The organism is Bradyrhizobium sp. dw_411, from assembly GCF_018449695.1.
Classification (GTDB): domain Bacteria; phylum Pseudomonadota; class Alphaproteobacteria; order Rhizobiales; family Xanthobacteraceae; genus Bradyrhizobium.
Genome location: NZ_JAAVUY010000008.1, coordinates 120,710 through 137,311 on the forward strand (window position 1 = coordinate 120,710; position 16,602 = coordinate 137,311).

Below are 16,602 nucleotides of genomic sequence, written 5' to 3' on the forward strand. Positions count from 1 at the left end.
CTCACTTCTCCGGTTTGTATCCGTCGTTCAGGGTTTGCAGGAACGCGATGATGTCGGCTTCGTCCTGCGCAGTCATGGCCGGCGTTTCGCCGGGATGGCGGTTGAAGGGGGGATCGCTGACATCGACATTGGCGTGATACTGCGCCGGAATATCGTTGTACTTCTGGGCCTTCCCGTCGGCACCGAGCGGATAGATCTTCTCCGGATTCGTGTCGCGGAAATTGTAGAAATCCATCACCTGCTGCAGCGTCTGGAACACGCCGTTGTGGAAGAACGCATGCCGCACGGCAGTGTTGCGCAAGGTCGGCGTCTTGAACATGCCGCAAAATTGCGTCTGGTCGGCGACGTCCTTGCGGATCGGTCCGCAAACCCCGAGATCGAAATAATTGGGGTCCTTGGTGTCGGCGAGCGCCATATTCCGGGGTGCAGCCAGGGCTTCATACTGGGTGTCGGTGAACAGCGGCGGGAATCCGTCACGCGAGGGCTGCGAATTATGGCAGCCGGCGCAGTTGGCTTTTTCCTGATCGTTGAACAACCGATAGCCCCGCATTTCGCCTTCGCTGAAGCGGGCCTTGCCTTCGAGCCAGTAATCGAACTTGCTGGTGTAAGGATGGAAGCTCGGTTCCTCGACTTGATAGCGGCCGACCGCGAACGTCGCCTCCGCAACCAGCAAATTCGCGTTCTTGAAGATGTTCTCGCCGAACAAGGCCGCGAATTTCCTGGCATAAGGCGCCTGGCGCAGTTTTTCGGCAATGATCTCGACGCTGCCGCCGTCCATCTCTCGCGGGTCGAGCAGCGGACCTGACGCCTGCATCTGAAGGGTATCGGCACGGCCGTCCCAGAACAGGCCGCCCTGCGGCACGATGTTCGCAGCACTTTGCGCGGTCTGCGTCGCGGTCTTTTGGACGCGGTCTGCGGTCTGACCGACCTCGGCCATCTGCGCCAGGGTTATGGTCTCGTTTTCCCGGTCGTCAGGGCCGATGCTGAAGTCGGACTGCCGCTCGAGGTAGGTCAGCGAGGGGACGGCGCGCACACCGGGAAGCGTCAGCGCGGGGCCACCGAGCATGACCGGACCGTCGATTGAGGGGCCGTAGGCGTGGTCCGGGCTGTGACAGGACGCGCAAGCCATCTTCCCCGACGACGACAGGCTGGTGTCGAAAAATATGTCGCGGCCAAGCCTGGCCATCCCGGAAAGCGGCTCGACCGGACGGTGGATCAAATGGACCGGATTCGGATTTTCGCCGGGCAGCGTCTGCGGCTCGGCAGCGAGGACGACGCCGGCCATAAGGCCGGCGCCGAGGCAGCACAGGATTGTGCGATGTAACATCTAATCTGGCTCAATCGTTCTTGGACTTGGACTTGCTGTCCACGGTGCCGAAAGTCGGATCGAGGATCAGCGCGGTGCTGTTCGCCTTGTTGAAGTTGAACATGTCCACGATCGAACCGGTCGTGGCATCGAAGGAGCCGCCACCGATACGTTCACCGTTCAGCCAGTTGTCCTCGATGAATTGCGGGATCGAGGCCTGCGTGATCAGCACGTGGCTGATATAGTTCTTCTTGGCGTAGGGCGAGATCACCATGAACGGCTGGCGCGTACCGGGACCGCAACGTCCCGCGACAGGCAGACCATGGATACCGGCGGGTTCCGTCGCACCGGGAACGCCGCAGATGCCCGCGCCGTTCAACGCATCGGACGGCGAGAACGACGAATGCGTCGTCGGAGAGAAGCCGTGGTCGTACCAGCCATCCGAGTCGTCATAGGCGAGGACAACCGCAGTGCTGTCCCAATCAGGCTGCTGCTGCAGGAAGTTGATCAGGGTAACCAGACCGGTCTGCTCGTCGAGCGGATCGGAGTTGCCCGGATGCGCGTCCTGGAAGGCCGCCATCTTGATAAAGGACACGGCCGGATAATTGCCGGATCCAACCGCGGTGGTGAAGTCTTCCAGATCGTAGGCATGGTTGGCCGGATCGACGGTCTTCTTGCCCGGCACCGTGGTGTAACCGATCGCCTTGGTCGAGGTCGGACGGGCATGGGTCGGATTGGCGGTCGACGCAAAGTACTGGAACCAGATGTGATGCGGGACATAGTCGCCAACAGCGCCGCCGACGACCTGGCTAACAGACGATCGCGTGCAGCCGGTGGTGCCGTTGTTGTTGATGGTTTGCAGGTTGAAACCACCGACAAACGAACCCCACGGAATATTGGCGGCGTTGAGCAGATCGCCGATGTTCTTGGCTGTCGACATGCCCTGGGTGGATGGGCTCGAGCAGGTGTCGCCGGTCGGATCGATATCGCCGATCAGCGTGAAACCACCGGTGCCGTCGGCGAGCAAATTCGAGCTGCCAGTACCCTTTGTCTGAGTAAAGCCGTTGGTCTGGCCGGCGAACATGTTGATCGCGCCGGGCGTCGACGGACCGTACTGGTCACCCCAGGCATTGTCGCTCATCGCGTAGTTCTGGGCGTAGTTCCACAGAGCGGTGACCGTGTTGCCGTCGAAATAGCCCATCACCTGGCCTTTGGTGCCGAAAGCGCCGGCGCCGCCGTTGGTGCCGCTGCCGGTATTCGACGGGAACAGGTCGTTCTTCCCGCCGTCATAGGCCCTCTGCTCGGGCGTGTAGGAATGGCCCTGGTCAGCCGTGTTGGCCTGGGTGCGATCGAGGCGGAACGGGTTGGTAGCGCCCGCGCCATTGGCCGAATTCAGGTTGGGATTGTTCTCGAGCAGCGCCGGGTTCGTCAGAAGATTGTTGATGTCCCGCTGCGTGTTCTTGGCGGGCTCGAAAAGAGGTTCACCTTCGGGATTCAAGGCATTCGGATAAGTAGCGAAATAGTGATCGAACGATTCGTTCTCGTTGAAGATGACCACGAGGTGCTTGATCGGATATTTGGTCTTCAGCGTGTTCGGATTGACGGCGGCGTCCTTGTCCGCCTTGTCGTTTTTGTCGTTCTTGTCCGCCTTGTCGTTGTCGTTCTTGCCAGCGATAACCGGTCCAATCGACGTCGCAGCAACCGTAATGGCAAGCAGCGCGACCGTGGACAGCAAAGTCTTCGCCAATCTTCGGTTTCTCATTTTATTTTTTTCCCAAATCAAAAGGGGTTGCAGAGCGAGAAATCCTTAAGCAGCGTCAATGACGGACGTGTGTCGTTTTGATTTCAGTCGATTTGGATCGCAGTTTTCCGCAGCAGCGGTGCGGCACGGCTCGGGCCAATGGCAACTCCACCGCGGATCGCGGTTCGCGCCAAATCATTTGCTAAGTCACGACGCTGAAAGTTTTTTTTGGATGCGGCGCAATTCAGGCGTCGGCAAACAGTCCACACGGCATTCAAATGATTTCAGCGCGAAAATTTTTTTGCTGGCTGCGCCCGGACAACGGCTCATGTTGAAATCATGCAGCCGGGATAGCCCTTCAAAGCGGAAGCAAACCGGGGATCTACGACCAGCGCATCGTCACACAGACGAGGAGGATCGGAGACGAGGAGGATCCAAACTGTCAGGTTCCGGGGCGAGCGGGCTGCGATCGCAACTGCGTGCAACCGCGCCGGGATGTAAGTCGTCTCTTGTTATGACGTCACACCAATAGCTTGACTGTAAATTCGTGATTTGAGCCCTAATGAGTTCAATAGGTTACTTGCCAATTGTAAATCCCACGCTGGTGGCGGAGAACGGCTAATTCAGATCCGTTATCAGGGTAGTCTTTCCTATTGTCATCCGGGATGATCAGGCGATCTTTTCAAGTCGGAGCGGATTGTCGGCCAATCGTCGTTCCAGCCGTTGAATAAGTTTTTCCAGTTCATTCAGATCGTCGCGTGACAGTTTTGGGCCTGGAGAGCGGACAAAGTCGCTCTTGATGACGCCGCGGCGGTACAATATCCGCTTTCGCAATGCCAACCCGATCCCGGGCTGCGCTTCGTAGCGCAAAAGCGGCAGGTAGATATCGAAAACGTCTTCGCCGCCCGTCGGGTCACCCAAAGCAAATCGCCGTATCACCTCAACCAGCATTTCCGGATAACCAAAACCCGTCATCGCCCCGTCGGCGCCTCGCGCCAATTCCTGAGGCAGATAAAGCCCGCCATTGCCGACCAATATACTGATCCGCCTGTGTTTACCTTCCAGCGAGCCGCGCCGCAGGCTACTCAGCTTGTTGAAGCCCGGACAGTCTTCGTGCTTGAGCATCACCAATTGCGGACACGCATCGATGAGCTTGTTGATCGTATCGACCGAAATGTGAACCAGCGTTGCCAATGGAAAGTCCTGCAGGGCCATCGGGACGGAGCTTCCCAGTCCCTCGCAGATGCCGGCAAAATATCTGAATGTCTGATCCTCCGTCCGCAGCGTCGAGATCGGCGCCACCATGACCCCGGCCGCTCCCGCCTCCATCGAATCCATGGCAAACCGCAGCAATGAATCCGTGCCCGGGTTACTTACTCCGACGATGACGGGGACTTTGCCGCCAACGCGGCCAAGAAACCGCTTCGTCACTGCGCGGCTTTCTTCCTCGGATAATTTGGACGCCTCCCCCATCATGCCAAGGATGGTCATGCCGGTTACGCCGCAATCGAGATAAAAGTCGACCAAACGGTCGATGCTGTTCAGATCGACTGTCCCGTCGTCCTCAAACGGCGTCGCGGCGATGATATACACGCCCTTATCATCGGCACTTATCAACCTGGTCATCGCGGCATCCTTAAATCTCGATACGCTTCATTCGCGGGAAGGGAGCCACCCCGTCGATACGTCACGAAGGGCCATGCTGACGGGGGACGAATTGTCCGAAATCCTTTCGTCCAATGACCTCGGCGCCATTCCAGACGTGATTGCCCCGCACGAAAGTCGAGACCACTTTCGCCGTAAAGGTCTGGCCGTCAAACGGGCTCCAGTTGACGCCATCATGCGCTTTCGATGAATCGTAGACAAACCGGCCGGGTTGAAGCACCGCCAGATCGGCGTCGGAGCCGACCGCAATGGCGCCTTTTTTGGGCCAGAGACCGAAAAGCCTGGCTGGCTTTTCAGCCATGAACCGCGCCACGGCGGCGGCAGCGTCCATATCGTGCGCCTCGGCGCCCGTGAAGAAGGCGGGCATCAGCGATTCAATACCGGGAACGCCCGGGCCGGCATCGAAGATCGATCCGCCAAGCTTGTTTTGCAGCGACATGGTCGAGTGATCCGAAGAAATGCACTGCACGTTGTCGCTGCGAATCTTTTCCCACAGTGCCTCACGCGTACCCGACCTGATCGGCGGATTGACCTTGATCAGGGCGCCAAGCCTCTCACCGTCGTCGGTAGCATCGAATATCAGGTAGTGAACGCAGATCTCGCCCGTGGCTTGATGGCCGCCCTTCCGGTAGCTCTCGAGCAGTTCAAACCCGCGCGGCGTCGAAATGTGAACGATATGGGCCTGGGCTCCCGCGCCGGCCGCCAGTTCAAGAAACAGTGCCGTGGCGGCAAGCTCAGCGGCCTCGGGCCTGCTTTCCGAATGAACCTGGAGACTTTCCTGACCGGTCGCACGCATGCGCTGGGTGTGGCTGCGCACGATTTCCTGGTCTTCGTTGTGAATGCCGAGCGGAAGCCCAAGCTCCGCACAGGCCTGAAGCATTGCCAGTTGCTGATCCGCGGGAATTCGCGGGAACCGAACCGGATGACTCTCGCAGACTGATATTTTGAAAGCGCAGACCCCTGCCTTTGCCAAATTATACATCTCGGCGGTGTCTTGCTGCGGCGCGCAGGTGCCGTACAAAGCGACGTCGCAATAGGAAAGATCTTTCACCGCCTGCACCTTGGCGTGAAACAGCTCCATGGTGCTTAGTGGTATCGGATTGTCGAACGGCATTTCGATCATGGTGGTGATCCCGCCGCACACCGCCGCGCGGCTGGCTGGCTCCAGACCGGGCAGACCCAGATAACTTCCGGCATGGGTCTGTGCGTCTATCCCACCGGGCACGATCCACGACTGCCCGAAATCATGAACCTGCGACGCCTGGGGCGGCTTACCGGTCCCGATCGCACGGATCGTCTCGCCGTCGATCGCAATCCAGCCACCGGAAATGGGGCCCTCGGGCGTAATCACCGTACCGCATACGACTTTTTCGTAACTCATCGACCGATCCCCTTCGCGGGTTGGGTAGTAGGGAGAGAAATGTGTTGCGCGCCCGCGCCCATCGCGGTTCCGAGCCGGATCGGCATGGCACCGAACTTGTCGAAAAAGTCCGCCAGCCGCTCGACGATCAAATGCAAGATTTGTTCGCCGGTTTCGATCGTCGCCGCTGCGGGGTCTCCGTGATAACCGGCATCGTCGCCCTGAAAGATAGGCGGCCAGGCGGCGCGGGCTTCGCTGACCGGGTCGGAGGATTCACCGGGGACGACCCACGGCTGCAAGGTCCGCAGTTTGAGCGGTGCCGAGCGCTTGAGGATGGCCTGGTTTGCGGCTGGATCGTCCTTGCCAACCGCGAGCATCAGGCATGTTTCGAATTCGCAGGCATGCCCAAAGCGCCGCAATCCGCCCTTGAGCATATCGGGCCATTCGGTATCCGCGACCGCCCAATAGTCGACTCCGGTCGCCGGAATTCCATCGGTCACGAGTTCCGCGATCTTTGAGCGAAGCGGCGCGGAATTCCCGCCATGACCATTGACGAACACGATGCGCCGGAATCCGGTTTGGGCGAATGAAGACGCCATGTCTCCGAGCACGGCCAAGTAAGTCGAAAGCCTGAGGCTGACGGTGCCGGCGTGGCTTAAATGGTGCGGCGAAAAACCGTAGGGCAGACTGGGCGCGACCAGCACTCTTGTCTTGGCGTGGTTCGCGGCGAGCCTTGTCACCGCCGTGGACAATCGCGCGTCTGTATCGACCGGAAGATGCGAGCCGTGTTGCTCGATGGCGCCGATCGGAATGGCGACCACAGCTCCCGCGTCGCGCGCCTCGGCGATCTCGTCGCGCGTCAGGTTCTGCCAGAGATTTTCGCGATGTGTCATGTCGTCCCTTTTGAACGTTACAGATCGAGTACCAGCTTGCTGGTCTTGCTGCCCGAACAGCAGATCATCATCATCTTGTTGGCTTCGCGTTCGCGCCTGGAAAGCACCGAGTCGCGGTGATCCGGGATGCCTTCCAGCACCGGCGTCTCGCAGGTCCCGCACACGCCTTCCATGCACGACCGGCTCACTTCAACGCCTTCGGAAAGCAGGACCTCCAGAATCGTCTTGTTGACCGGGATGAGAAAGGTTCGGCGGGATTTGGCGAGAGTTACTTCAAATCCACCCGGAGCCGGCGCTTGTTCCGAAGCGAAGCGTTCGACATGAACCGTTGCCGGATCGAGTGAAGCCGTTGCCATCTCGAATGCCTTCAACAGGCCGGCAGGGCCACAGGCATAGAAATGTGCGCCGGGCGGCTGTTCGCGTACGATGGTTTCAAGATTCAGGCCGGCAGCTTGCGGCTCCTGGTCGAAGGCGATGTGGACGCGGCCGGGATGCCGGGACTGGACCTCAAGAATTTCAGCGAGAAACGCCGCCCGCTTCCTGGTTCGCGCCGTATAAAACAGCTTCCAGGAACGGTTGATCTGCTGCAGCCGCTGCAGCATCGACCAGATCGGCGTGATGCCGATTCCGCCAGCGATCAGAATCGTTTCCGCGGCACTTTCGTCAAGTTCGAAATCATTGCTTGGCGCCGTAATCTGCAACTCCTGGCCGGGCCGCAGCGTATCGCACATGAATTTGGAACCGCCACGGCTTTGCGGATCTCTGGCTACGGCGACCACGTAACGGTGAGTCTCGTGCTGGGGATTGACCAGCGAATAGCTGCGCTCCAGCCCATCCTGCATGAGAATCTCTGTATGCGCACCCGCCGTGAACGAGGGAAGAGCCGTGTCTTCGGCAGGACGCAGTTCGAACGTGAAGATATCCTCGGCTTCGTAGCGAATGCCTTGAACACGGACGTTGATGAGTCGTCGGCTGGTCATCCAGTCACCGGCCATGGAAATGGTAAAAGGCTCCCGTACGGGTTTGCCTTATTCGGCAGCCTTCATCGAATGCAGAGGTCCGACCGCTCTCGTCATGGCTTCTTCATACGCATCCAGCCAATCCGTGCCCTTCTGGACCACGATATCGCCGCCGCGGGCGTCGCGGCACAGATGCGGCTCGTCAACGATGCGCGGAAGCTTGCCGTTGTCGCGATAGTCGATCGCCGCCTTGAGCAGGGCCCGGCGCGTCAGCATCACCATCCGGTCACTGGCGGCGAGATGCTCCATGGTACGGTCGACAATGGTGCCCATGCTTTCCTGGATCGCCTGATCCTGCAGGGGAATTCCAATAATTCCGCTGTAGCTTTCACCCGAACGCTGCATGTCGCGATCCATCATGTAATCGTTGACCGCATTCGCCTTGGGACGCCAGCGGCCCATCCAGTCATTGGTGCGCGGAAGATATTCTACCGGACGGGCGAGGCCCGGCACCAACGAGCCGTCATCGTAGCGCATCGCCGTATCCTTGCCGGTTCCGCGGAACACGTCGATGTTGAAGATCATCGTGTGTTCGTCGTCGATCGGGACCCACGCGTTCGCGGACACATTGTTGGTCACGACGTCGCTTGGATAGGTCACCCAGAAAGGAAAGATAAACGACGCAAACCGATGATGCTCGTTGCCTTCGTCGGCATCGCGCTGCGCCGAATACATCGTCCCGTATTCGGTCTCCGTGACGTTGATCTCCGGAGACTTGTTGATGATCGTGTAGCTGAGTGGGTCGTTGCGATCGAGGCGGTCGACATCGATATTGCCGCCATGCAGGAACCCGGAATGCGAGGTGTCGATGTCGCCCTCCAGCGCCTGCAGCCAGTTACAATCACGTTGCGTCAACGCGATGCCGACATCCTTGGTGTCGACCATGGTGGGCTCGAGATCAGGCAATGGCGGCGGAACCTCGCGTGCGCCCATGTACACAAAAACCAGCCCGCCGCGTTCGGTGACCTTGTAGGCCTTCGCCTTGGTGCCTGCCGGGTAACGTTTCTTGTCCGGAACGTTCGGCTGATCGAGACAGTTGCCGTTAACGTCGAATTTCCATCCGTGATAGATGCACCGCAAGCCACCCTGCTCGTTGCGCCCAAAGAACAATGAAACGCAACGGTGCGGACACTGATGATCGAGGATACCTGCCCTTCCCGACGAATCCCGGAACGCGACCAGCTTTTCGCCCAACAACATCAGACGCATCGGATCGCCGTCCGACACGAGTTCGGACGAGAGGCATGCAGGGATCCAGAATTGGCGAAACAGATTACCCATCGGCGTGCCACGGCCCACGCGGGTAAGCAGTTCATTCTCCTCTGCAGAAATCATGTTCTTCCTCATCTGGTTCGAAGCTCGCGCGGCTTACGATCGCCGGGGCTTCCGCGAGATAGCGGCGCATGGGACCCGGTTCGCGGATCCCCGCTGTGTGGTACACACGTGGCATACCATCAGAATCCTGACGCCAAATCAACCTGACTTTGCATCGAGATATCTGCCCATCGGTGTCGGCTCCGAGTCGACGCCGTCGGTAGACAACAGGTCGATCCGATAGTGTGGTGCCCCTCTTGTGAGGCGCAGCTTTTTTTGCTGCGCCTCCTGACGATCACCGCAACTTCGCTGGGCAAACAACGCGTATGCGAGATTCTAGGGAGCCAGATATTCGTTGGTGTAAACCGAGGCCAGATCGACCTGCCCCTTCATATCGAAATACTTTTGAAGGAGGCTTTGGGTCTGCTCCCAATCTTCTTTGGAAGTCCATCCAAATGGCTTGCCCTCGGATTTCGCCGAATGAAGGAACGGCGGAAAACGCTTGAGCTGGACAAGCTGCAGTTTCTTGTCGATCAGCGGCCGTTCCTTGGCCATCGCCGCGATCGCGGCATCCGGATCGGCAGTGCCTTCCTTGTAGCCCTTCGCCGTCGCGGCCAGGAAGCCCTTGAGAACTTCCCCGTTGGCAGCCGCATAGGTCTTTGTGGTCACGAAGCCCACGCCAAGCAGGTTGATTCCGAAATCCGACATCAGGATCGGCTGAGCGATCGGCTTTTCGGCATCCACAGCCAGCGCATCGGTAAACGACCAGCCGGTCATGCTCTTCGCACTGCCACCGAGCAGCGCCGCCGGCGCCTGTCCGGAAGCCGTGTTCACGATCGTGACCTTGGCGGCGTCAACCTTGGCGGATTGCAGGAAGGCAGGCAGAAGCTTCGAGGCTGCGTCCGCGGCTGACGTCGCGATTGTCGTCCCTTCCAACTGCTTCGGGTCTGTAATAGGGGCGCTCTGAAGCGAAACGATCGCGTCGGGCAGCCGTTGCAGCAGGCCGCCTACGGCAACAAGACTAATGCCAGTCGACACGGATTGGATCATCCTGGCGTAATTGGCGAGCACGATGTCCGCATTGCCGCTGGCGACGGCCTGCAGCGCGGCGGTGGTCCCCTGGCCGTCGATGATCTTTAGATCAATCCCCGCATCGCGGTAATAGCCCTTTTGTTGCGCAAGAAATATTGGCCCGTGATAGCCGGTTGGCAGCCAATCGAGTTGAAGGGTGACCTTTTTCAGATCCGCGGCCTGGCTGGCGCCTGCAAAGGAAAGCGCGAGCAAGACCCCCGCAGCGCCAGCGGCAAGCTGAAACAGTTTTGATTTCGACATTTTTGGCCCCATTGATTGTATACCAGTGGTATGAAAGGGGTCTTTTATGAGTTTAGCAAGCCCCGCCTAGGCCGATAATTGTTGCAGTGATCGACGAAATCTTAGGCGATCGCGAATGGTCCCTGTGGAATACCATTGACATTCGTTTCGGCTTTTGATGATAGGCCGGTATACGTCATTAAAGTGGTGTCATGCGTGCGATGCCATAATCCCGCGCACCTACCGTGAGTTACCCGCCTTGTCGGATGAACTTTTACTGGAAGATCGACCCAGCCTGACCGACGCCGCGTATGAGCAGTTGATCGACATTCTCATTCGGGGCGAGTTGCGGCCCGGGGATGTGATCACCGAGCGTAAGATGGGCGAACGGCTGAACGCTTCGCGAACTCCGATTCGCGAGGCGTTGGGCCGCCTTGAAGCCGAAGGTCTGGTCTTCAAGCAAGCTAATCGGGGGGTGACCGTCAGCCCATTCTCCGCGGAGGCCTTTATTGAAATCCTCAATATACGTCAGTTGCTGGAGGGAGAAGCCGCCCGGCTCGCCGCAGGCAATATTCCAGCATCCAGGATCGCCGAGATCCGCGAAGCCCTGGCGGTGCTGGACGCCAAGAAGAAGCCGTCCCTGAGTGACATCTGGGAAGTCGACGACATGCTGCACGGCGCGATCGCGGATGCCGCGAACAATCATCTGATGGCATCGATGATCCGCGATCTGCGTCGCCGCACCCATGTCTTCAATGCCTATCGCAATCAGGCCAAGCCCCATTTTGCCGCCCATGAAAATGCGGCCCTGCTCGACGCGATCGAAAGCAATGACCGCGAAGGAGCCCGCGACGCGATGGTCCGGCACATCGCGCGCGTGAAAACGTCCATCATCGAAAAGCTCACCGGCATCTGACGACGGAGTTGGCCTCAGGCCATGTGGCTTCTGATTCAATCAGAACCGATAAGACTCTAGCCGTCGGCCTGGGAACGCATCGATACATGCCACGGCAGAACCTTTTTCTCTGCAAGACCGATCGCCCAAAACAGAATCATTCCCATAGCGGAAAGAAAAATGATCGCCGCGAACTGCTGATCCATACGAAAATTCGATCCGGCAACCAGAATCACGTAGCCCAAACCAGCCTGCGACCCGACAAATTCCGCAACCACCGCCCCGATTACCGACAAAACGGCCGCCAGTTTCATTCCTGCGAAAATCGAAGGAAAGGCCTGAGGCAGGCGAAACAGCCAGAATATCTGCATCTGCGTCGCCCCCGTGCAGTACGCCAGATGCAGCATCTCCGGCGATGCGCTCTTGAAGCCGACAACGGAATTTATGACGATCGGAAAAAACGACATCATGGCCACGATGGTGACCTTTGGTGTCAAACCATAGCCGAACGCAGCCAGCAGAAGCGGCGCAATCGCAGCTTTGGGAATAGTCTGCGAACCGACGATCAGCGGGTAGATCGCCCTGTCAACCACGGGCGAATGCGCAATCATTGTCGCCAGCGGAACCCCAAGCAACACGGCAATGACGAAACCGAAGATAATCTCGGTAAGCGTCACTCCGCCATTGACGACCAGAAGCGCCCAATTCTCATACAGAGACGCGACGATGTCGGTAGGTTTCGGCAGCAGATACATCGGCAGGTTTATTATTCTGGCGATCGTTTCCCACGCGACGACGAAGACCACCAGCGTGATCAACGCGTAAGGTATCCTCCATTCACCCCAGCCGCCGACCGGGGGCGCCGGCGGAGACAAATCAGCGGACGTCATGCATCACCTTCTTCGCGTAACACACCCAGCTTCATGAAGATTTCCGTGATCTCCTGGGTGTAAGCGGCAAATTGCTTGGTCTCGCGCATCGCCAGGCGACGCGGACGCGGCATGTCGATGTCGATCAAACGCTCGATCCGGCCAGGACGCGGCGACATCACGACAATACGGTCGCTCAGAAAAACGGCCTCGGTGATCGAATGGGTGATGAAGACAACCGTCATCCGGGTCTCGGACCAGATGCGCAGCAGATCCAGCTGAAGCTGGTCGCGCGTCAGCGCATCAAGCGCACCAAACGGCTCGTCCATCACCAGCAGTGGCGGCTTGTGAAGGAGAGCCCGGCAAATCGATACCCGCTGGCGCATGCCACCTGAAAGCTCGTGCGGATAGGATTTTTCAAAACCGTCGAGGCCGACCATCTTCAGCAGATGGCGTGCGCGCTCTGTCGCCGCAGTCACATCCAGCTTGCGAATTTCCGCCTGTAACAGCACGTTTTGAATTGCCGTGCGCCAATCCAGCAGAACGTCACGCTGAAAGACAATTCCGATATCCGAATTCGGCTTTTCGATCCGCCGGCCATCGACAAGGATTTCTCCGCCCGACGCCTTGGTCAAACCGGCGACCAACATCATCAGCGTACTTTTGCCACATCCGCTCGGTCCCACGATCGAAACGAACTCACCGGCACGAATATCGAGATCGATATCGCTGAGCGCGCGCACCGTATCGCTGCGCGAAGTGAAATTCTTCGAGACACGCTTGATGGACAAGAAGTGGGAATGCGACGGAACGTCGAGCACAGAACCTCCAGTTCGCTTTCCGCTTGGTACATCAGCGGTATTCCAAGCTCAAAAACTCAGCAAGCACAAAGCCTTCTCACCTCGCTGAATTTTTGAGCAGAGCATAAGAGCCGTATGAACGGGCGGCCCGGATTGTTGCCGATACTCCTTGGCAACTTGGCAACGGATTTCAGGCTCTGGCGGAGAATCCGCCGGGCCGATCGACGGCGCGTCTTGTTACTTCAAAGCGATCAGGCAACTTTCGTTTGGCTGGATCTATTGAGTTTATTCAGCCGATGCTGGCCCGAAGTTATGGGAGCATAGCGAGCCGGATTGCCAGCATTCGAACAGGCCGGCAAACATTCGATGAGAGCGTCGTAGTTGGGTTGGTGAAAAAAGGCGACGGACAGGCGGCGGGTCAGAACACCCGCAGGCGGATTGGCTACCCGATGCGCCGTGGAGACATATCGATCATTGCTCCATTGAGCCATGAGGTCTCCGATGTTGACCACAAAACTGCCGGGGACATAAGGCACGGCCTGCCAGCTTCCATCATGCCCTTTGACTTCAAGTCCGCCCGGTGAATCATCTGTCTGCAGGATCGTCAGGCAGCCATAATCCGTGTGCTCGCCTGCACGCACCGATCCTTCCGGAACTTTGCCTTCCTGCGCCGGATAGTGAGCTACCCGCAGATTTGAAATATGTTTGTCAATCTTGTCGTTGAACCAGTCTTCGGTGGTTCCGAGGGCTAACGCAAAACCCGACAACAAACGCGCAGCCAACGCCGACATCTGTTGATAATAGATTTCAAACGCTTGCTGCATTTCCGCGGGGTCTGACGGAAATCGATTCAACGCAAAATTGGCCGCGGCCACCGGATCCGACAAGTCGACGCTGCCTGGTACGGAAGGCGGTCCCATCGAGAACGCTTCATTCAGATCGGGCTTGGCATCCATTTTCCCCGCGCTGCGGGCAAGACTGACGCCCCCGAACGGAATATATCCGCGATAGCCTGGCGGCTGACGTTCAATCTGCCGCTTCTGGGCTTCGGGCAGATCGAAAAACGCGGTGGCCGTAGCGCGCACTCGCTCGGACAGATCAGGGTCGATACCGTGGCCGGTAACGCATAAAAACCCGATATCCTCGCAAGCTGAGTTGATCTTTTCAGCGACGGACTTGCGTTCAGCGATGGCTCCGCCAAGGCCTGAGACGTCGATAATGGGGACAATAGTCACTACCGTCTCCTGGATTCTTGTTGCGACCATTAGTACACCGACGGTATACCGTTCGCAAGCGCATACTCGGAGTTCAATCCAAATCGCAGAGACGACGGCTCTCTTGCATAACCGTTTCGCTTGAGGAGCTGCTCTCAACGCATGATTGATAACGGGCATACGCGTGCAGCCTTGAGGGAAATTTCCTCGATGCTTGCTGTGCGCGGCGAATTACTCCGCACATAATTTGCGCGTCGTCATTCGGGACAGATCGTGCCGAAGCGCTCGTCATATCTGATCCCGAAGACTGGGACTTCGGGTGTAGAGAGCGACTATTGGCACAATCAACAGACCGAACACAGCCTGTTGCATCGCGTAGCTGAGGCCCAGCCCTACAAGCAACGACGTCAGGATGGTGAGCACCAGTGTGCCCACAATGGTCGAGCCGTAGCCACCCCACCCGCCAAGCAACGACGTTCCGCCGATGACTACGGCCGCGACAGTGGTGAAAAGATAGGGTTCGCCCACCCCGACGAACCCGCCTCCCGAGAAGCCGAGCAACGCCATACCGGTTATCGCCGACATGGCGCCGCTGATCGCGTAAGCGATCACCCAAATGCGAAACTCCGAAATAAGAACGCGCGAGGCCGCCTGGCGATTGCCGCCGACGGCATAAAAGCTTCGACCGAATGGCGTTTTCGACATAACGGTGACGACGACAATCGCCAGCGCAATCCAGACTATGGCGATCGGCGGAATGGGCAGACCGAATGTAGTGCCGGCAACGGACGACATGCCGCGAAGCCAGCTTGGGACTGCGCCAAGAACCGTGCCCGCATAGACCGAGCCAATGCTGGTCACGATCTGAGAGCCTCCCACGATGGCCAGGCCCAATCCGAATGTAACGATCAGCGCCTGGCCTTGAAGGCGGAAACTCAGCAGGCCGTTGAGAATGCCCACGACCACCCCACCGGCCAGCACGATCAGGCAGGCTGGAAACGATGGAACACCCCAATTGAGCAAGCTGGCCAGCAAGATATTGCTCGAACCAATGACATAAGGAATCGACATATCGATGCCGCCAAGCAAGGCGCACTGCGTTTGCCCGAGCGACGCGATACCTAAAAACGCGGCCAGCAGCAGCATCGAGCGGATATTGGTGTAGGAGACAAAACCCGGCACGAGAAAACTCGCTGCCGCCGACAGCGCCAGAAGCAGCGCGATTCCGAAAACAACGTTCTGGCTGAGCAGCGTCCGCCCCGGGACGTTGCCTTTGGAGTCGTCCGGTTTGCTCATAAACTCCTCATTGGCGGCGGTTCATCAGGCTGTTCACGAGTAACGACAACACAAGGATTGCTCCTGTGGATAATTGCGTAACAAACCCGGAGACCGTGCCAAAGTTGTAGGTCGATAGCACATAGGTGATCAGATATATGTTGATCGCCCCGAGGATCGAACCAAGACCACCGCCAGTGCCGCCCGCAAGGCTTGTTCCCCCAAGCACCAAGGCCGTAATAGCGGAAAGTGTATAGGTGTTGCCTTGGGTCGGATCTCCCGAACCGATCAAGGCCGTGTAAGCCAGCGCGGCGGCCGCCGTAAAAACACCGGCAACGATATGTGCTCCAAATCGAGCCCCCGCGATATTCACGCCATTGGCGAAAGCCATACGCTCATTCGCGCCGGTAAGAACAATTTGCTGATAGAAAACGGTCCGCGAGAAGAAAATCCAGAAGCCGATCATGATGATCAGGCCGTAGAACACCGGCGACAATATCGAGATTCCGCTGCCCCAATCCAGCATCCAGTCCGGCGCAACTCCGGACGGCCGGTCGAGAACCACCAGATTGATACCGCTCAAAAAGAGGTAGCCGCTCAGAGTGACGATGATCGGGGCCACCCGGACATAGATGATGATGGCAGCAATCACAATCTGGTAGAGCACGCCCGCGGCCACGACATAGGCGATCACCATGATGGGCGAAGCGTAGTCGTTTTCAACCAGCCACTTCACCAAAGTGACGTTGATGAAACCGAGCAGCGGCCCGACCGATAGATCGACTCCTCCGCGGCCGGCCAGCACGATAGGCGTCACCGCCAGCGCAGCCAGGATGAGAGGTGCAGCCACGATAACGGCTCCCCCCATTCCATTTGCCGTAAAAAGTTGAGGACCCCGCAATGCAGCGACAAGCAGAAGAAATCCCAGGAGCGAGATCGG

14 protein-coding genes are annotated in these 16,602 nt (G+C 58.3%); 1 reads left to right on the forward strand and 13 read right to left on the reverse strand.

Translation table 11 applies throughout. The annotated features are described in order from the left end of the window. Position 1 precedes the first annotated feature (1 nt). The 8 genes from HB676_RS15595 to HB676_RS15630 all read right to left on the reverse strand — a co-directional run bounded on the left by HB676_RS15595 (position 2) and on the right by HB676_RS15630 (position 10,630). Positions 2–1,327 (reverse strand): cytochrome c peroxidase, encoded by a 1,326-nt coding sequence (locus HB676_RS15595; protein ID WP_213738716.1) that lies wholly within the window; start codon positions 1,325–1,327, stop codon positions 2–4. Positions 1,328–1,337: 10 nt separating this feature from the next. Further along, a complete protein-coding gene (locus HB676_RS15600; RefSeq protein WP_213738717.1) occupies positions 1,338–3,068 on the reverse strand; it encodes an alkaline phosphatase family protein in 1,731 nt (576 codons plus the stop codon). A gap of 648 nt (positions 3,069–3,716) precedes the next feature. After that, positions 3,717–4,673: a dihydrodipicolinate synthase family protein gene (locus tag HB676_RS15605; protein ID WP_213738718.1), complete on the reverse strand. Its 957-nt coding sequence runs from the start codon at positions 4,671–4,673 to the stop codon at positions 3,717–3,719. Positions 4,674–4,734: 61 nt separating this feature from the next. Next, entirely contained in the window at positions 4,735–6,093 is a 1,359-nt protein-coding gene (locus HB676_RS15610; protein ID WP_213738719.1) for an amidohydrolase family protein, read from the reverse strand. Beyond that, positions 6,090–6,965, reverse strand: coding sequence for a creatininase family protein (locus tag HB676_RS15615; protein WP_213738720.1), 876 nt, complete (start codon positions 6,963–6,965; stop codon positions 6,090–6,092). The genes HB676_RS15610 and HB676_RS15615 overlap by 4 nt, the downstream gene beginning before the upstream one ends. 17 nt (positions 6,966–6,982) lie before the next feature. Then, positions 6,983–7,945, reverse strand: coding sequence for a PDR/VanB family oxidoreductase (locus HB676_RS15620; protein ID WP_213738721.1), 963 nt, complete (start codon positions 7,943–7,945; stop codon positions 6,983–6,985). Positions 7,946–7,993: 48 nt separating this feature from the next. Next, on the reverse strand, positions 7,994–9,319 hold the full coding sequence (locus HB676_RS15625; RefSeq protein ID WP_213738722.1) for a Rieske 2Fe-2S domain-containing protein: 1,326 nt from the start codon (positions 9,317–9,319) through the stop codon (positions 7,994–7,996). Between the two features lie 315 nt (positions 9,320–9,634). Further along, positions 9,635–10,630, reverse strand: a complete 996-nt coding sequence (locus HB676_RS15630) for an ABC transporter substrate-binding protein (RefSeq protein ID WP_213738723.1) — start codon at positions 10,628–10,630, stop codon at positions 9,635–9,637. A gap of 157 nt (positions 10,631–10,787) precedes the next feature. Between HB676_RS15630 and HB676_RS15635 the strand changes: the two genes are divergently transcribed. Beyond that, positions 10,788–11,525 carry a GntR family transcriptional regulator gene (locus HB676_RS15635; RefSeq protein ID WP_213738724.1) on the forward strand — a complete coding sequence of 246 codons (738 nt, stop codon included), beginning with the start codon at positions 10,788–10,790 and terminating at the stop codon, positions 11,523–11,525. 56 nt (positions 11,526–11,581) lie between these two features. Here HB676_RS15635 and HB676_RS15640 read toward each other — a convergent pair whose 3' ends face one another. From HB676_RS15640 to HB676_RS15660, 5 genes are all read right to left on the reverse strand, one after another. Beyond that, positions 11,582–12,322 carry an ABC transporter permease gene (locus tag HB676_RS15640; protein WP_213738725.1) on the reverse strand — a complete coding sequence of 247 codons (741 nt, stop codon included), beginning with the start codon at positions 12,320–12,322 and terminating at the stop codon, positions 11,582–11,584. Positions 12,323–12,390: 68 nt separating this feature from the next. Next, a complete protein-coding gene (locus HB676_RS15645) occupies positions 12,391–13,194 on the reverse strand; it encodes an ATP-binding cassette domain-containing protein (protein WP_213738726.1) in 804 nt (267 codons plus the stop codon). Between the two features lie 230 nt (positions 13,195–13,424). After that, a complete protein-coding gene (locus tag HB676_RS15650) occupies positions 13,425–14,408 on the reverse strand; it encodes a 2-oxoglutarate and iron-dependent oxygenase domain-containing protein (RefSeq protein ID WP_213738727.1) in 984 nt (327 codons plus the stop codon). Between the two features lie 267 nt (positions 14,409–14,675). Further along, positions 14,676–15,683: an ABC transporter permease gene (locus HB676_RS15655; RefSeq protein WP_213738728.1), complete on the reverse strand. Its 1,008-nt coding sequence runs from the start codon at positions 15,681–15,683 to the stop codon at positions 14,676–14,678. Positions 15,684–15,690: 7 nt separating this feature from the next. Next, positions 15,691–16,599 (reverse strand): ABC transporter permease, encoded by a 909-nt coding sequence (locus HB676_RS15660; protein WP_346347356.1) that lies wholly within the window; start codon positions 16,597–16,599, stop codon positions 15,691–15,693. Between the last annotated feature and the right edge of the window lie 3 nt (positions 16,600–16,602).